The sequence below is a fragment of the Mesorhizobium opportunistum WSM2075 genome, from assembly GCF_000176035.2.
In the GTDB taxonomy this organism is placed as follows: Bacteria; Pseudomonadota; Alphaproteobacteria; order Rhizobiales; family Rhizobiaceae; genus Mesorhizobium; species Mesorhizobium opportunistum.
Genome location: NC_015675.1, coordinates 2,075,865 through 2,089,110, shown reverse-complemented (window position 1 = coordinate 2,089,110; position 13,246 = coordinate 2,075,865). Strand labels below are relative to the sequence as shown.

At 64.0% G+C, this 13,246-nt stretch carries 12 protein-coding genes; all 12 read left to right on the top strand.

Annotation, left to right across the window (positions count from 1 at the left end; all coding sequences use genetic code 11):
• The first annotated feature begins 15 nt into the window (after window positions 1-15).
• The gene (locus MESOP_RS09990) at window positions 16-510 is read left to right on the top strand and encodes a flagellar basal body-associated FliL family protein (protein WP_041164049.1); all 495 of its coding nucleotides are present in this window, start codon (window positions 16-18) and stop codon (window positions 508-510) included.
• Window positions 507-1,238, top strand: a complete 732-nt coding sequence (gene fliP, locus MESOP_RS09985; RefSeq protein ID WP_013893208.1) for a flagellar type III secretion system pore protein FliP — start codon at window positions 507-509, stop codon at window positions 1,236-1,238. The genes MESOP_RS09990 and fliP overlap by 4 nt, the downstream gene beginning before the upstream one ends.
• 353 nt (window positions 1,239-1,591) lie before the next feature.
• The gene (locus MESOP_RS09980; protein WP_013893207.1) at window positions 1,592-2,578 is read left to right on the top strand and encodes a flagellin N-terminal helical domain-containing protein; all 987 of its coding nucleotides are present in this window, start codon (window positions 1,592-1,594) and stop codon (window positions 2,576-2,578) included.
• Window positions 2,579-2,860: 282 nt separating this feature from the next.
• A complete protein-coding gene (locus tag MESOP_RS09975) occupies window positions 2,861-3,934 on the top strand; it encodes a flagellin N-terminal helical domain-containing protein (protein WP_013893206.1) in 1,074 nt (357 codons plus the stop codon).
• Between the two features lie 131 nt (window positions 3,935-4,065).
• Window positions 4,066-5,715: a flagellar basal-body MS-ring/collar protein FliF gene (fliF, locus tag MESOP_RS09970; RefSeq protein ID WP_013893205.1), complete on the top strand. Its 1,650-nt coding sequence runs from the start codon at window positions 4,066-4,068 to the stop codon at window positions 5,713-5,715.
• A 3-nt stretch (window positions 5,716-5,718) separates the two neighbouring features.
• Window positions 5,719-6,345 (top strand): hypothetical protein, encoded by a 627-nt coding sequence (locus MESOP_RS09965; RefSeq protein ID WP_013893204.1) that lies wholly within the window; start codon window positions 5,719-5,721, stop codon window positions 6,343-6,345.
• Window positions 6,342-7,742, top strand: coding sequence for a MotB family protein (locus MESOP_RS09960; RefSeq protein ID WP_013893203.1), 1,401 nt, complete (start codon window positions 6,342-6,344; stop codon window positions 7,740-7,742). The genes MESOP_RS09965 and MESOP_RS09960 overlap by 4 nt, the downstream gene beginning before the upstream one ends.
• Complete coding sequence (locus MESOP_RS09955; RefSeq protein WP_013893202.1) at window positions 7,739-9,106, top strand: hypothetical protein; 1,368 nt, start codon at window positions 7,739-7,741, stop codon at window positions 9,104-9,106. The genes MESOP_RS09960 and MESOP_RS09955 overlap by 4 nt, the downstream gene beginning before the upstream one ends.
• Complete coding sequence (fliK, locus tag MESOP_RS09950) at window positions 9,103-10,494, top strand: flagellar hook-length control protein FliK (RefSeq protein ID WP_013893201.1); 1,392 nt, start codon at window positions 9,103-9,105, stop codon at window positions 10,492-10,494. The genes MESOP_RS09955 and fliK overlap by 4 nt, the downstream gene beginning before the upstream one ends.
• The gene (locus tag MESOP_RS09945) at window positions 10,424-11,011 is read left to right on the top strand and encodes a lytic transglycosylase domain-containing protein (RefSeq protein WP_049802348.1); all 588 of its coding nucleotides are present in this window, start codon (window positions 10,424-10,426) and stop codon (window positions 11,009-11,011) included. Before fliK ends, MESOP_RS09945 begins: the two co-directional genes overlap by 71 nt.
• A gap of 221 nt (window positions 11,012-11,232) precedes the next feature.
• Window positions 11,233-11,901: a response regulator transcription factor gene (locus MESOP_RS09940; protein WP_013893200.1), complete on the top strand. Its 669-nt coding sequence runs from the start codon at window positions 11,233-11,235 to the stop codon at window positions 11,899-11,901.
• Window positions 11,902-11,980: 79 nt separating this feature from the next.
• Window positions 11,981-13,237, top strand: coding sequence for a flagellar hook protein FlgE (locus tag MESOP_RS09935; protein ID WP_013893199.1), 1,257 nt, complete (start codon window positions 11,981-11,983; stop codon window positions 13,235-13,237).
• Window positions 13,238-13,246 lie beyond the last annotated feature (9 nt).

Sequence of the window (13,246 nt, the reverse complement as noted above, 5' to 3'; positions counted from 1 at the left end):
ATTGGGAAGCAAAACGTGGCCAATGTCGAACAGCTTCAGCCTCGCAAGGGTCCTTCCCTTGCCGTCCAGGGCGCCATGCTGCTGGTGGTGACGGCCGCCGCCATCGGCATGGGCTGGATGTCGGGCGGCTATCTCAAGGGTGTCGGCGCACCGTCATCGGTGCCGGCTGCGCCTGAGAATGAGGGCAAGACGGCCGAGCCCGCCGCCACGCATGAACCTGGCACGGGATCGACGCTCGTTGTACTGGCGCCGATCACCACCAACATCGCCTCGCCTGCGGAAACCTGGCTCAGGATGGAAGTGTCGGTGGTCTATGACGCGCCGCAGCCGCCGGCCATGTCGGAAGACATCCATCAGGATCTTCTAGCCTTCGTTCGCACCTTGAAGATGCACCAGATCGAGGGCGCCAGCGGCTACCAGCACCTGAAGGCAGATCTCGACGAACGCGCGTCGATCCGCAGTCAGGGACATGCCAAGCAAGTACTCATCAGGACATTGCTGCTCGAATGAGAAAGTTCCTTCTCGCCGCGGCGCTGATCGGCGCCACCACATCGATTGCCGCGGCCCAGCAATTGGACCTTGGCGGCATCGGCAAGGCCGACGGCACCACCGTCGGCTACATCATCCAGATGTTCGGCCTGCTGACCGTGCTGTCGGTGGCGCCGGGCCTGCTGATCATGGTGACCAGCTTCACCCGTTTCGTCATCGCCTTCTCGATCCTGCGCGCCGGCATCGGCCTGCAATCGACACCCGCAAACCTTATCCTAATCTCGTTATCGCTGTTCATGACCTTCTACGTCATGGCGCCGACCTTCGACCAGGCCTGGAACACCGGCGTCAAGCCGCTGATGGACAACCAGATCAGCCAGACCGAGGCCTTCGACAAGATCTCGGATCCGTTCCGCACCTTCATGCTGCACAATGTGCGCGATAAGGATTTCGACCTTTTCGCCGACCTCGCCCGCGAGCGTGGGCAGACCGTTTCGCGCGACACCGTCGACCTGCGCATCCTGGTGCCTGCCTTCATGATTTCCGAGATCCGGCGCGGCTTCGAGATCGGCTTCCTGATCGTGCTGCCGTTCCTGGTCATCGACCTGATCGTCGCCACCATCACCATGGCGATGGGCATGATGATGCTGCCGCCCACCGTGGTGTCTCTGCCATTCAAGATCCTGTTCTTCGTGCTGATCGACGGCTGGAACCTGCTCGTCGGCAGCCTGGTGCGCTCGTTCAACTGATCGTCCGCACCGTAACGCCTCGCTAGAGCAATTCCAGAAAAAGTGTGACACGGTTTCCGTCCGGAATTGCGTAAAAACAAAGAGATAGAGCGGTTCGCCGTTTCCGTGAAACGGTGAAATGCTCTAGAAGCACCGTCCGCCGAAGAGGCTGGACGGGGTGCGCGGCATCGTCGAAATTTCCCAAATTATTTTCGGTTAACCCTCAGGTTTAGTCCTTTGGTAGGGACTTGCCGCCATATTCGCTCGCAGATGGCGGGTGATCGAAACAACGGTCATTGGCATGATGCCGCTCCGTCATACCGGGAAAGCCGGTATGTCAAAAAAACACCTGTAAAAACAAGGTACGAGTAGCCATGTCCAGTATCATGACGAACGCCGCTGCGTTGACCGCGCTGCAGAGCTTGAACGCCACCCAGAAGAACCTCGACACCACCCAGTCCCGCATCTCGACGGGTTATCGCGTCTCCCAGGCTTCGGACAACGCCGCTTACTGGTCGATCGCTACCACGATGCGCTCCGACAACCAGGCCATGTCCACCGTTTCGGACGCGCTCGGCCTCGGCGCTTCGAAGGTCGACACCGCCTACACCGGCATGGACAGCGCGATCACGACCATCAACCAGATCCAGCAGAAGCTGACTGCATCTTACGGCCAGACGGATGCGTCGAAGGAAAAGACCCAGGTCGAAATCGCCGCTCTTCAGAAGCAGCTGAAGGCCTACGCCGACGGCGCCACCTTCTCGGGTACCAACATGCTGTCGGTAAACAGCGGCACGGCCACCACGGCCGCCGACGTCAAGGTCGTTTCGGCCTTCAATCGCAGCTCCGCCGGCGCGGTTTCGATCTCCACGATCGACGTGAACGTGGAAAGCATCAAGCTGTATGAAGCCGGTGCTTCGGCGACCGCCAAGGGTATCCTCGACACCGACCGCCTCGGCATCAGCGGTGTTGCCGCAGCGGCCTCGGCCCCGACCCTCGGCGCTGCCGCGGCGGCCACCGATACCTATTCGGTCGCCTCGCTGAAAATCTTCTCGGGCACCACGGCCGCCAGCGACACCCAGATCGCGCAGATGATGACCGTCGTCGATGCCGCGCTCAAGGACATGACGAACGCCGCCACCAAGCTCGGCGCCGCCAAGAGCTCCATCGATCTGCAGAAGACCTTCACCTCGAGCCTGATGGACTCTATCGACCGCGGTGTCGGCCAGCTCGTCGACGCCGACATGAACAAGGAATCGACCCGCCTCCAGGCCCTGCAGGTCCAGCAGCAGCTCGGCGTCCAGGCGCTGTCGATCGCCAACGGTTCGTCGCAGTCGATCCTGTCGCTCTTCCGCGGCTGATCGCTCTCACCAACCACGAACAGCACTAGAATATCGGGCCGCGCCAAAAAGCGCGGCCCGATTTGCGTTTGCTCCAGCCCCGCGCAACGCTCGTTCCTTAACCCTCGAAAGCGAGCCATTAACAGGCCGTTAACCATAACGCGCTAGTCATGGTTAACCATTAGCTTACAACGGATTGGCGAATCGGCCTGGTCGGCACGATGGCAATCCATGGGCGGGCCAGCGGCTCGCGAGGGCAATGCCGGTTTTGAGAGACCGGCTCGGGAAAAAGGAGCGAGTTTCTTGGCGAGCATCATGACAAACGCTGCGGCGTTGACAGCACTTCAAAGCCTTAACGCCACCAACAAGTCGCTCGAGCAGACGCAGTCGCGGATTTCGACGGGCTACAGGGTCTCCGAGGCCTCCGACAACGCCGCCTACTGGTCGATCGCCACGACGATGCGCTCCGACAACCAGGCGCTGTCGACCGTTCAGGATGCGCTCGGTCTCGGCGCCTCGAAGGTCGACACCGCCTACACGGGCATGAACAATGCGCTGGATGCGATCGGCAAGATCAAGACCAAGCTGCTTTCGACCGTTGGCCAGACGGATGCCGCCAAGGCAAAGACGCAGACCGAAATCACGGCGCTCCAGGCGCAGATGAAATCCTTTGCCGATTCCGCAACCTTCTCGGGCTCGAATTTCCTTTCGGTGACGTCGAAGCAGGTCGCCGGGAATAATGACGGCGTCCAGCCCGACGCCCATATCGTGTCCTCGTTCAATCGCTCCTCGTCGGGCGCCATCTCGCTCGGAACGATCGACATCAATGTCGAGAGCACCAAGCTGTTCGATTCCGGCCTCGCCGCCGACGTCAAGAACCAGGGCACGCTCGACCGCCAGACCTCCGTCTACTCCACCGCCGCCGACCAAGCCCAGTACGACTCCGCCTATGCGGCCGCGCTCGCCACCGGCGGCACCGACATCGCCGCCAACGCCGCCGGCCAGGCCGCCGTGACGAACACGACGCCCACCAAGATCGACAATGTTTCCGCCTTCAATCTCGACATTACGGCTTCCGGCGTGACCGATGACATCATCACCCAGATGATCGGCAAGATCGACAATGTCATGAGCCAGCTGACCGACCAGGCCACCATCCTCGGCGCCGCCAAGAGCTCAATCGATCTGCAGAAGACCTTCACGCAAAGCCTGATGGACTCCATCGACCGCGGCGTCGGCCAGCTCGTCGATGCCGACATGAACAAGGAATCGACGCGCCTCCAGGCGCTGCAGGTCCAGCAGCAGCTCGGCATCCAGTCGCTGTCGATCGCCAACAGCTCCTCGCAGTCGATCCTGTCGCTCTTCAAGAACGGCTAATCCAGCCGTAGCTGACGGATACCCCACCTCCAATTCACGGGCCGCGCCGCAAGCGCGGCCCGATTTCATTTTCGCACAAGCTTCGGAGATTAGTGTTCCGGCGGAACAGTCATGCTGGGAGTCGCTCTATCGTGCCGGAACAGATCCAGAGCATCATCTCGAATCTCCGCGGTTTTGGTGTGAAGCGCCTCGCCATGCTTGCGGGCATCGCCGTGCTGGTGATGGGCGTCATCGGCATCGCCTCGGTCTATCTCAACCGCCCTGCCTACGACACGCTCTATGTCGGGCTCGATCGCTCCGACGTGAACCAGATCGGGCTGGTGCTGGGCGAGGCCGGCATCGGCTTCGACGTCGGTGCCGACGGAACCTCCGTGCTGGTGCCGGCCGGCACCACGGCGCAGGCACGCATGCTGCTCGCCGAAAAGGGCCTGCCCACCAGCGCCAATGCTGGCTACGAACTGTTCGACAATGTCGGCGCGATGGGCCTCACCTCCTTCATGCAGCAGATCACTCGCGTGCGTGCGCTCGAAGGCGAGATCGCCCGCACCATCCAGTCCATCGCAGGCATCAAGGCGGCGCGCGTCCACATCGTCATGTCCGAACGCGCCAACTTCCGCCGCGACGAGCAACAGCCCTCGGCATCGGTCGTCATCCGCTATGCCGGCATCGACGCCGAGAAAAGCGCCATGTCGATCCGCCATCTCGTCGCCGCCGCCGTGCCGGGCCTGTCGGCCGACAAGGTGACGGTGCTTGATTCCAACGGCAATTTGCTGGCCGCGGGCGATGATCCGTCCAACACCAGTGCTGCCCGCACGCTCGGCGTCGAGCAGACGGTGGAGGCACAGATCGGCGACAACATCCGCCGCGCGCTCACCCCCTATCTCGGCCCGGACAATTTCCGCGCCAGCGTCAAGGCCGAGGTCAACACCGACACCCGCCAGACCGAAGAAACCATTTTCGACCCGAATTCCCGCGTCGAACGCTCCGTGCAGTCGGTGCGGGCCAACGAAAACAGCAACCAGAAGCAGGCTTCGACCCCGGCCAGCGTCGAGCAGAACCTGCCGGAGACCCAGGCGGCCAGCACCGAGGGTCCGCAGACCTCTTCGGCGAACGACCGCAAGGAGGAGATCACCAATTACGAGATCAACTCCAAGAAGATCGCCACTGTCTCAAATGGCTACACCGTCACCAAGATGTCGATCGCCGTCGTCGTCAACCAGGACCGGCTGAAAACGATCCTGGGCAAGGACGCAACGCCGGAGCAGATCGCCAAGCGCGTCGCCGAGATCCAGAAGATGGTGAGTTCGGCCACCGGTTTCGACGACAAGCGCGGCGACGTCATCGACGTCTCGGCGGTCGAGTTCATCGATGGGCTGGACGGCGAGGCGGTTCCGCAAGCTGGAATGCTCGATTCCATCGGCCAGCATGCCGGCACGCTGATCAATGCCGGTGCCTTTATCGTCGTGGTATTCCTGGTCGCCTTCTTCGGCCTGCGGCCGATGGCGGCCGCGCTGACGGCAAAGGCGACGCCGACGCCCGCCATATCCGGCCCCAACTTCGATGAGGTCCAGCGCTCGTTGCCGACACCGGAGGCAGCCGCTTCAGCCAATGCCGCCGTCGGCGCCTTGCCCAGTGCAAGGCCCGGCGCCACCCCGCTCGACGATCTTCGCCAGAAAATCAGGCCCGCGCCGCAGGAGCGGCTTGCCCGCATGGTCGACATCAACGAGGAACGCACCGCGCAGATCCTGCGCAAATGGGCGGCCCAGGAAGTCGCGGCCTAGACCATGCCCTCCGCAACCCTTTTCGATCTCCTCCCTGATTTCGGTACGCGCGCGCAGCGCGTCAGCCCGCCTCAGGCCACGGTCGACCCTCGGCGGGCCCCTGAACCGGCGGCATCCCAGGCCGATATCGGCACCCTGATCGCCGAGGCGGTTGCCCAGGCGGAGGCCACACTCACGGAACGCTTCTCGGCCGCCCATGAAGCCGCGCTGGAAGCGGAGCGCCAGGCCAATGCCGAGGAAGCGAGAATCTTTCTGGAGAGCTTCGGCGGCGATGTCGGCAACGCCGTGTCGTCGCGCATCGACGCCATGGAGGCGCGTGTCACCGATCTCGTCGCCGCCACGGTCGCCCGCATCCTTGGCGGCGTCGTCAGCGACGACGTGCAGAAGCGTTCGCTTGAAGCGCTGGCCGGCGCGGTTCGTGAAGCTGTCGGCGACAGCGAAGCGGTGCGTATCGCCGTGCGCGGGCCGCTCTCGCTATTCGAAACACTGAAGGCATCGCTCGGGCCGCGCACTGCCAATCTCGACTTCACCGAGGCGCCCGGCTTCGACCTGACCGTCAACATCGACGAAGCGGTGTTCGAGACCCGCATGGCCGAGTGGTCGGAAACTCTGTCCGAGGTTCTGTCGTGAGCGTCGCTGAAGCCGATCACGGCAGGCACGAGATCATCATCGTGCGGCATGCGCATGGCGACCACGACGAAGGTCACCACGGCGGCGTCTGGAAGATCGCCTTCGCCGACTTCATGACGGCGATGATGTGTTTCTTCCTGGTCATGTGGCTGATCAACGCCGCCAACGAACAGACCAAGGCGGCTGTCGCCAGCTATTTCAACCCCGTCAAGCTGGTCGACCGCAACTCGAGCCGCAAGGGCCTGGAAGACCTTGGTGACGGTCCGAATGCAATCGGCGCGACCGCCGAAAGCCCGCAACAGGCGACAGGCAAGAGCGGGCAGGACGGCACCGGTGGCGCGGGCACATCCGAACGCAAACAGGACAAGCAGGAACAACAGCAGTCGGAGAGGTCCGACGAGCATCTCTTCGCCGACCCTTACGCGGTGCTCTCGGAGATCGCCACCGACACCGGCGTCATGCAGAACGTCAGCCAGAAGGGCGACGGCGGCGCGCAAAGTGCCGGCCCGGCGACCGGCGCCTCCGGTGGCGCGTCCTATCGCGATCCCTTCGAGCCGGATTTCTGGTCGCAGCAGGTCGCGGCACCGGGCGCCGAGGCGAGTGCCCAGCGCCCCAGGATCGAAGGCGACCCGGTCAAGCCGGGCGACAAGGCCGCCGAGACACAGGTCGCCAAGGTCAAGGCCGTGCCGCCGGCACCGCCTCTCAAGGACGCGCCCCTCGAGCCCTTGGCCAAGGATGCGGCCGCGACGATGGCCAAGGCCAGCGATATCAAGGCCGGCGATACCAAGGCCAGCGATACCAAGGCCAGCAATGCAAAGGCTGGAGAAGGCAACGCCGCGGAAGCGGCCAAGGCGGACGCCACCCTTGCCAGCCGAGAAGCCGCGAAGCCCGAAGCCGCGAAGCCCGAAGCCGCGGAAAAAGCTCCGACCGCCGCCGCGCTGAAGGCGGCGGCCGATGTCAAGCGGCAGCTGGCCGATGCCTTCAAGCCCGGCGACAAGCTGCACGATGGCGTCTCGGTCGAGGCCACGGACAAGGGCGTCGTCATCTCCATCACCGATCGGCTCGACTTCGGCATGTTCGAAGTCGGCTCGGCCTTGCCGAGCCGCGAACTGGTGCTGGCGATGGAAAAGATCGGCCGCATCGTCAACAGCCAGAAGGGCACCATCAGCATCAACGGCCACACCGATGCACGCCCCTTCCGCAGTGACAGCTACGACAACTGGCGGCTGTCGACGGCGCGCGCCCATTCCGCTTACTACATGCTCGTGCGCGGCGGCGTCGACGAACGCCGCATCACCGAAGTCGCAGGCTTCGCCGACCGCCAACCAAAGGATCCGGCCGATCCCATGGCGGCGGTCAACCGTCGCATCGAGATATTGATGGCGGCCGGCGGATGAGGCGGGTGGCCGTCACCAGCCGCTTGATGGGCCTGTTGCTGCTGGCCGCCGGACATCCATCGTCCGGCTTCGCCCAGGATGCGCTGCAGCCCTATCAGCTGGTGCGCTCGCTGCAGCTCATCCAGGACCGCATCGCCGCCGGCGATCACGCCGCCATGCCGATGCAGGCCAAGCTGCTCGAGATGACCGATGCGCGTCTGCGCGAGGCGGATGCGCAGGATTTCGAGGACCCAAAGAACTTTCGCGCGCTCCTGGTCTACGGCATGAGCGGCGGCAATCCGGTGACTGTCGAGGCAGCCGTGTCACGTGCCGCCGCCGATCCGGGTGACCTGGCCATCGCCAAGGGCGTGATCGACTATCTGAATGGCCGGCCCGGCGACGCGATCACAGCCCTCGGGCCGATCGATCCGATGGCGCTGCCCGGCGATCTCGGCGCATTCCTGGCCTTGGTCAAGGGATCGCTTCTAGCCGGCGACGATCCAGCGGCGGCACTCAAATTGCTCGATGAGGCCAAGCTGCTCAGCCCCGGCACGCTGGTCGAGGAAGCGGCCTTGCGGCGCTCGGTCGGCATTGCCGTGGCGCAAGGCGACGCGGCGCGTTTCGCGCTTGCTTCCACGCAGTATGTCGAGCGCTACCTCTATTCGCCCTATGCCAGCCAGTTCGCGGATTCTTTCGTCTCCGGGGTCATCGCACTGCACATGTCGATCAGCCAGGACAAGCTGGCCGACATCACCTCGATGATGGATCCCGAGCGCGAGAAGGTGATCTATCTGCGCATCGCCCGCCGTGCCGCGATCGACGGCCTGAACGAATTGTCGGCCTTCGCCTCGACGCGAGCCGAACAGGGCCGCGACGGCAACACCAATCAGGACGATCCGCGCGCCCTGCTTTATTCCAGCCTATCCACCGTGACCTCGGACACCATCGAGGATGTGCGCACCAAGCTCGGCAAGATCGATCGCAGCAAGCTGTCGGATGGTGACCGCGACCTGCTCGACGCCGCACAGGCCATCGCCGGTGAAGTGGTGGCGCCACCCGCTTCTCTTCCAGCTACAAGTCCGGCGCCCGCGGCAGCTGCGCCGACGCAACCCGAAGTTACCGCCGCGCAGGCCGCCGACGCCGCCGGGTTGCCACCCGTCGAAGGCGCGGCCTCCGAACAGCCCGCAGTTGCGCCAGCCAGCGGCGTCGCGACCGTTGCGCCAAGCGCGCCGGTTCCTTCGGCCGAAACCGCAACCGTCCTCCCGGCCTCGGCGCCCGCGGCCTCGGCCAGCCCTGACAAGACCGACCCAACCGACGCCGCCATGATGAAAACCCGTCGACAGCTCGACCTGATCGACCAGATGCTTGGAGCCGCCCCGAAATGACACCCAGCCTCGGCCCAGGCCTGCCAGGATTTACCGCCGCGCGCACCACGGCGGACCAGCCGGCCGCGCCGGGAAAGAAGGATGATGACGGTTTCGGCAAGATGGTGCACGCCGACGCGAACCCGGCCCGCCCGGAAAAGCAGCCGCCGACAGAGGCCGGGTCGCGCGATCCGCGCTGGAGCAAGCTCGCCGCTGGCCTTGCGGCGCAGGCGGGCGAGGACAAGCCGATGCCGGACGGCAAAGCTCGGGCCGCACGGGCCGCACCGACCGGATTGACGGCGGCGAAATCCACGAAGGACGGCAAGGATGCCCGGGCTGCCAAGGACACCGACGCTGAAACACCAGTGTCCGATGCCGGTTCAACGCCGCTTGACGATCATCTGCCGCTTCTGATGGCATTTCATGACCTGCGCCATTTCTCGACATCGACCAAGTCGGCCGACGTCGGCGAAACCGGCCAGGACGCCGCTGTCGAGGGGCAGGTTCTGCCGAAGGGCTACCGGCCGAAGTCGGCCGCCAGCAATGGCAACGTCGAACCTATGTCGAAGCCTGAGCGGGCGTCGCTCGTCGACGGGCCGTTGACGAAACTTGACGAGCCTTCCGCGCGCGACGCCGCTGCTGGCGCGCCGCGGCGCGACAATGCGATCGCCGCCGGCCCATTGCCGGAGACGACCCCGGCCGACGTGCCGGGCGTGGATCCGAAACAGGCGACGCCACGGCTGAAGTCTATCGCCGACGTTCAGTCTTCGTTGCGTTCCGAACCGGGAAAACGGCTCTCGACGGCGGGGCGCATCGATGTGGTTTCCGAGCGCAGCTTCCCTGCCCCGCCGCAGGCGCCGATGAGCCAGGCAGCGCTCAGCGTGATCGGCGCCATAACCGCCGATGGCGGCCCGCGGCAGGTGCATTCGACGGCTTCCGCGGCTACCCAACTGGCCAGCCCTGTTGCCGTTCCGACACATGTGTTGAAGATCGAACTCCACCCGGCCGAACTGGGCATGGTCGCGGCACACCTTCGCCTCTCCGGAGAACAACTCACGATTGAACTGAAGCCCGAAACACACGACGCTTACCGTCGGCTTTCCAGCGATAGCGAGGCTATCGTCAAGTCGCTGCGCGGCCTGGGCTTCGAGGTTGATAAGGTCACCATCATGCAACCGTCGGTGGCCGTTGCGGCTGCAACCCGGACGGATGCAACCGCGTCGATGACCGCGGTGCCTGGCCGCGACCAGTCGTCCTTTCAGCCCGGAAATTCCAGCGGCGGCAATGGCGGAGCCGGCGGCCAGCAACCGGGCCAGCAATCCGCAAGGGGTAACCACGATGACGCGCAAGCACACGGCCGCGCCGTTTCGCCTTCTCGCGAGCGCGCTGGCGGCGATATCTTTATCTAGCTTTGCGGGCGGCGCCGCTGCCGCCACCAATCCCTGCGAGCCGGAGATCCTGCGTGCCGCCGACCGCTACGGCATACCTGCCGGCATCCTCTACGCGGTTGGCCTGACAGAGACCGGCAAGAAAGGCAGCCTTCAGCCTAACGCATTGAATATAGAAGGAAAAGCAGTCTTCCCGAAAAGCCGTACCGAGGCACTTGCCACTTTCGCCAACGCCCAGCGCGAGGGCAAGACGCTGATCGATCTCGGCTGCATGCAGATCAATCATCACTACCACGCCTCGCATTTCCGCAGCGTCGAGGACATGCTCGACCCCCGCCAGAATGTCGACTACGCGGCACGTTTCCTGGCCGATCTCCATGCCCGCCACGAGACCTGGTCGATGGCCGTCGCGCGCTATCATGCCGGTCCCGACAACGATCCGGCGCAGAAGGTCTATGTCTGCCGGGTCATCGCCAACATGGTTGCCACCGGTTTTGGCAAATGGACAACCAACGCCCGCTCCTTCTGCAACCCATAGGCGTATTTTCAACCTCCAATATGCCCGCCGCGCCGCACCGGGGCGTCATTTTGACTTCGACAAGACTTGGCCTCCCAAGCACATCTGGCTGCACGCTAATGCAACCGGCACGATTCCAGACTCCCAAGAAACTAGTTACAAGAAATGACCGTGTTCAGGATTCCCGCCACCGGTTACGCCTCTTTCCACGGGGCAAATGTGCTGATTCGGAGGCGGGGCCGATGATCGTTATCGTTGACGAGCGAGAGCTCGTAACAGAGGGATACAACTCACTTTTTGACCGCGAGGGGGTCGCCTGCGCAGGTTTCGCGCCCGGCGAGTTCGGCGAGTGGGTGAACTCGGCCGCCGACGCCGATCTGCGCTCGGTCCGCGCCTTCCTTATCGGCGACTGCCGCGAAGGCTCGATCTCTCCACGCCAGATCCGCGACCGCACCGGAGCTCCCGTCATAGCTCTCAGCGAACAGCATTCGCTGGAAAACACGCTGCGGTTGTTCGAGAGCGGCGTTGACGACGTCGTCCGCAAGCCCGTCCACATCAGAGAGATCCTAGCCCGCATCACCGCAATCCGCCGCCGCGCCCAGGAGGATGTCGCCTACACCGAGATCGGCGCCATGCGCATCTTCATGGACGGCCGCGATCCGGAGATCGACGGCCAGCCGCTGCCCTTGCCGCGCCGTGAACGCCGCATTCTCGAATATCTGGCGAGCAACCGCGGCCGCCGCGTCACCAAGACCCAGGTGTTCAACGCCATCTATGGCATCTTCGACGAAGAGGTCGAAGAGAACGTGGTCGAAAGCCACATCAGCAAACTGCGCAAGAAGCTGCGCGAGAAGCTGGGCACCGACCCGATCGATTCCAAACGTTTCCTCGGCTACCGGCTGGTGTTCTGATGCCGTATCGCGCCAGCTTCGCGCAAGACAAGGCGCGTAGCCTCGCCGCCAGTGGCATGGATATTGCGGAGACATCTCGATGAGCCTCTACGGAATGATGCGGACCGGCGTTTCCGGCATGAACGCACAGGCCAACCGCCTGTCGACGACAGCCGACAACATCGCCAATTCCGATACCACCGGTTACAAGCGATCCTCCGCCGAATTTTCGACGCTGATCATGCCGTCGACGGGTGGCGCCTACAATTCCGGCGGCGTCACCACGACGATCCGGCAGGCGGTCAGCGATCCGGGCGTGCTCCAATACACCACCTCTGTCTCCGACCTTGCCGTCAGCGGCGATGGCTTCTTTGTCGTCCAGGACCCGAGCGGTACGCCCTATCTGACCCGTGCCGGCGCCTTCGTTCCCGACGCGCAGGGCCGACTGGTCAATGCGGCCGGCTTCCAGCTGATGGCCTACAGCTACGCCAACGGCACGCCGGCTGCGACGGTGAACGGCTTCGAAGGTCTGGAGCCGGTTGTCATCGCCGACCAGGGATTGACCGCGACTCCGAGCACCGCGGGTAGTTTCAGCGGCAATTTGCCTGCAGGTGCGACAGCGGTCGCCACCGCCAACCTGCCCGGCGCCAACGCTGCCACAGCACAGTACACCTCGAAATCGTCGATGGTCGCCTATGACAATCTCGGCAACAAGAAGCTGCTCGACGTCTATTTCACCAACACGGGTACCGGCACTTGGCAGGTGGCGGTTTTCGACCAGTCGAAGGCGACGGCCGGAACATCGTTCCCCTACACCGGCGGCGCACTCGGCACGGCCAACCTGACCTTCGACACCACCACCGGCAAACTCACAGGCACGCCCACCAGCGTTTCATTCACCGTGCCGGGCGGCGCCAGCCTCAATCTCGACCTGTCGACGCTGACCCAGCTCGGGACCGGCTTCACCGTTTCCGACGCCCAGGTCAACGGCAACGCGCCGAGCGCCATCGACAAGGTCCAGATCAGCAAGGACGGCACCATCTACGCCCAGTACAAGGACGGCACCTCCAAGCCGCTCTACAAGATACCGCTGGCCGACGTGCAGAGCCCGGACCAGCTCAAGGCCCTTCCCGGCAACGTCTATGCCCAGGGCACTGATTCCGGTGCGGTCCGTGTCGGCTTCGCCAATGAAGGCAAGGCCGGTTCCATCATCTCCGGCGCGCTCGAAAACTCCAATGTCGATATCGCCGAGGAACTCACCGACATGATCGCGGCGCAGCGCAGCTACACCGCCAATTCGAAAGTCTTCCAGACCGGTTCCGACCTGATGGACGTCCTTGTCAACCTGAAGAGATAAACCGGGCGT

What these genes read in the sequence shown, in the direction of transcription:
- MESOP_RS09940 (WP_013893200.1), top strand. Translation starts at nt 11,233, where the DNA reads ATGATCGTTATCGTTGACGAGCGAGAGCTCGTAACAGAGGGATACAAC.
- MESOP_RS09945 (WP_049802348.1), top strand. Translation starts at nt 10,424, where the DNA reads ATGACGCGCAAGCACACGGCCGCGCCGTTTCGCCTTCTCGCGAGCGCG.
- fliP (WP_013893208.1), top strand. Translation starts at nt 507, where the DNA reads ATGAGAAAGTTCCTTCTCGCCGCGGCGCTGATCGGCGCCACCACATCG.
- MESOP_RS09980 (WP_013893207.1), top strand. Translation starts at nt 1,592, where the DNA reads ATGTCCAGTATCATGACGAACGCCGCTGCGTTGACCGCGCTGCAGAGC.
- MESOP_RS09965 (WP_013893204.1), top strand. Translation starts at nt 5,719, where the DNA reads ATGCCCTCCGCAACCCTTTTCGATCTCCTCCCTGATTTCGGTACGCGC.
- MESOP_RS09935 (WP_013893199.1), top strand. Translation starts at nt 11,981, where the DNA reads ATGAGCCTCTACGGAATGATGCGGACCGGCGTTTCCGGCATGAACGCA.
- fliK (WP_013893201.1), top strand. Translation starts at nt 9,103, where the DNA reads ATGACACCCAGCCTCGGCCCAGGCCTGCCAGGATTTACCGCCGCGCGC.
- MESOP_RS09955 (WP_013893202.1), top strand. Translation starts at nt 7,739, where the DNA reads ATGAGGCGGGTGGCCGTCACCAGCCGCTTGATGGGCCTGTTGCTGCTG.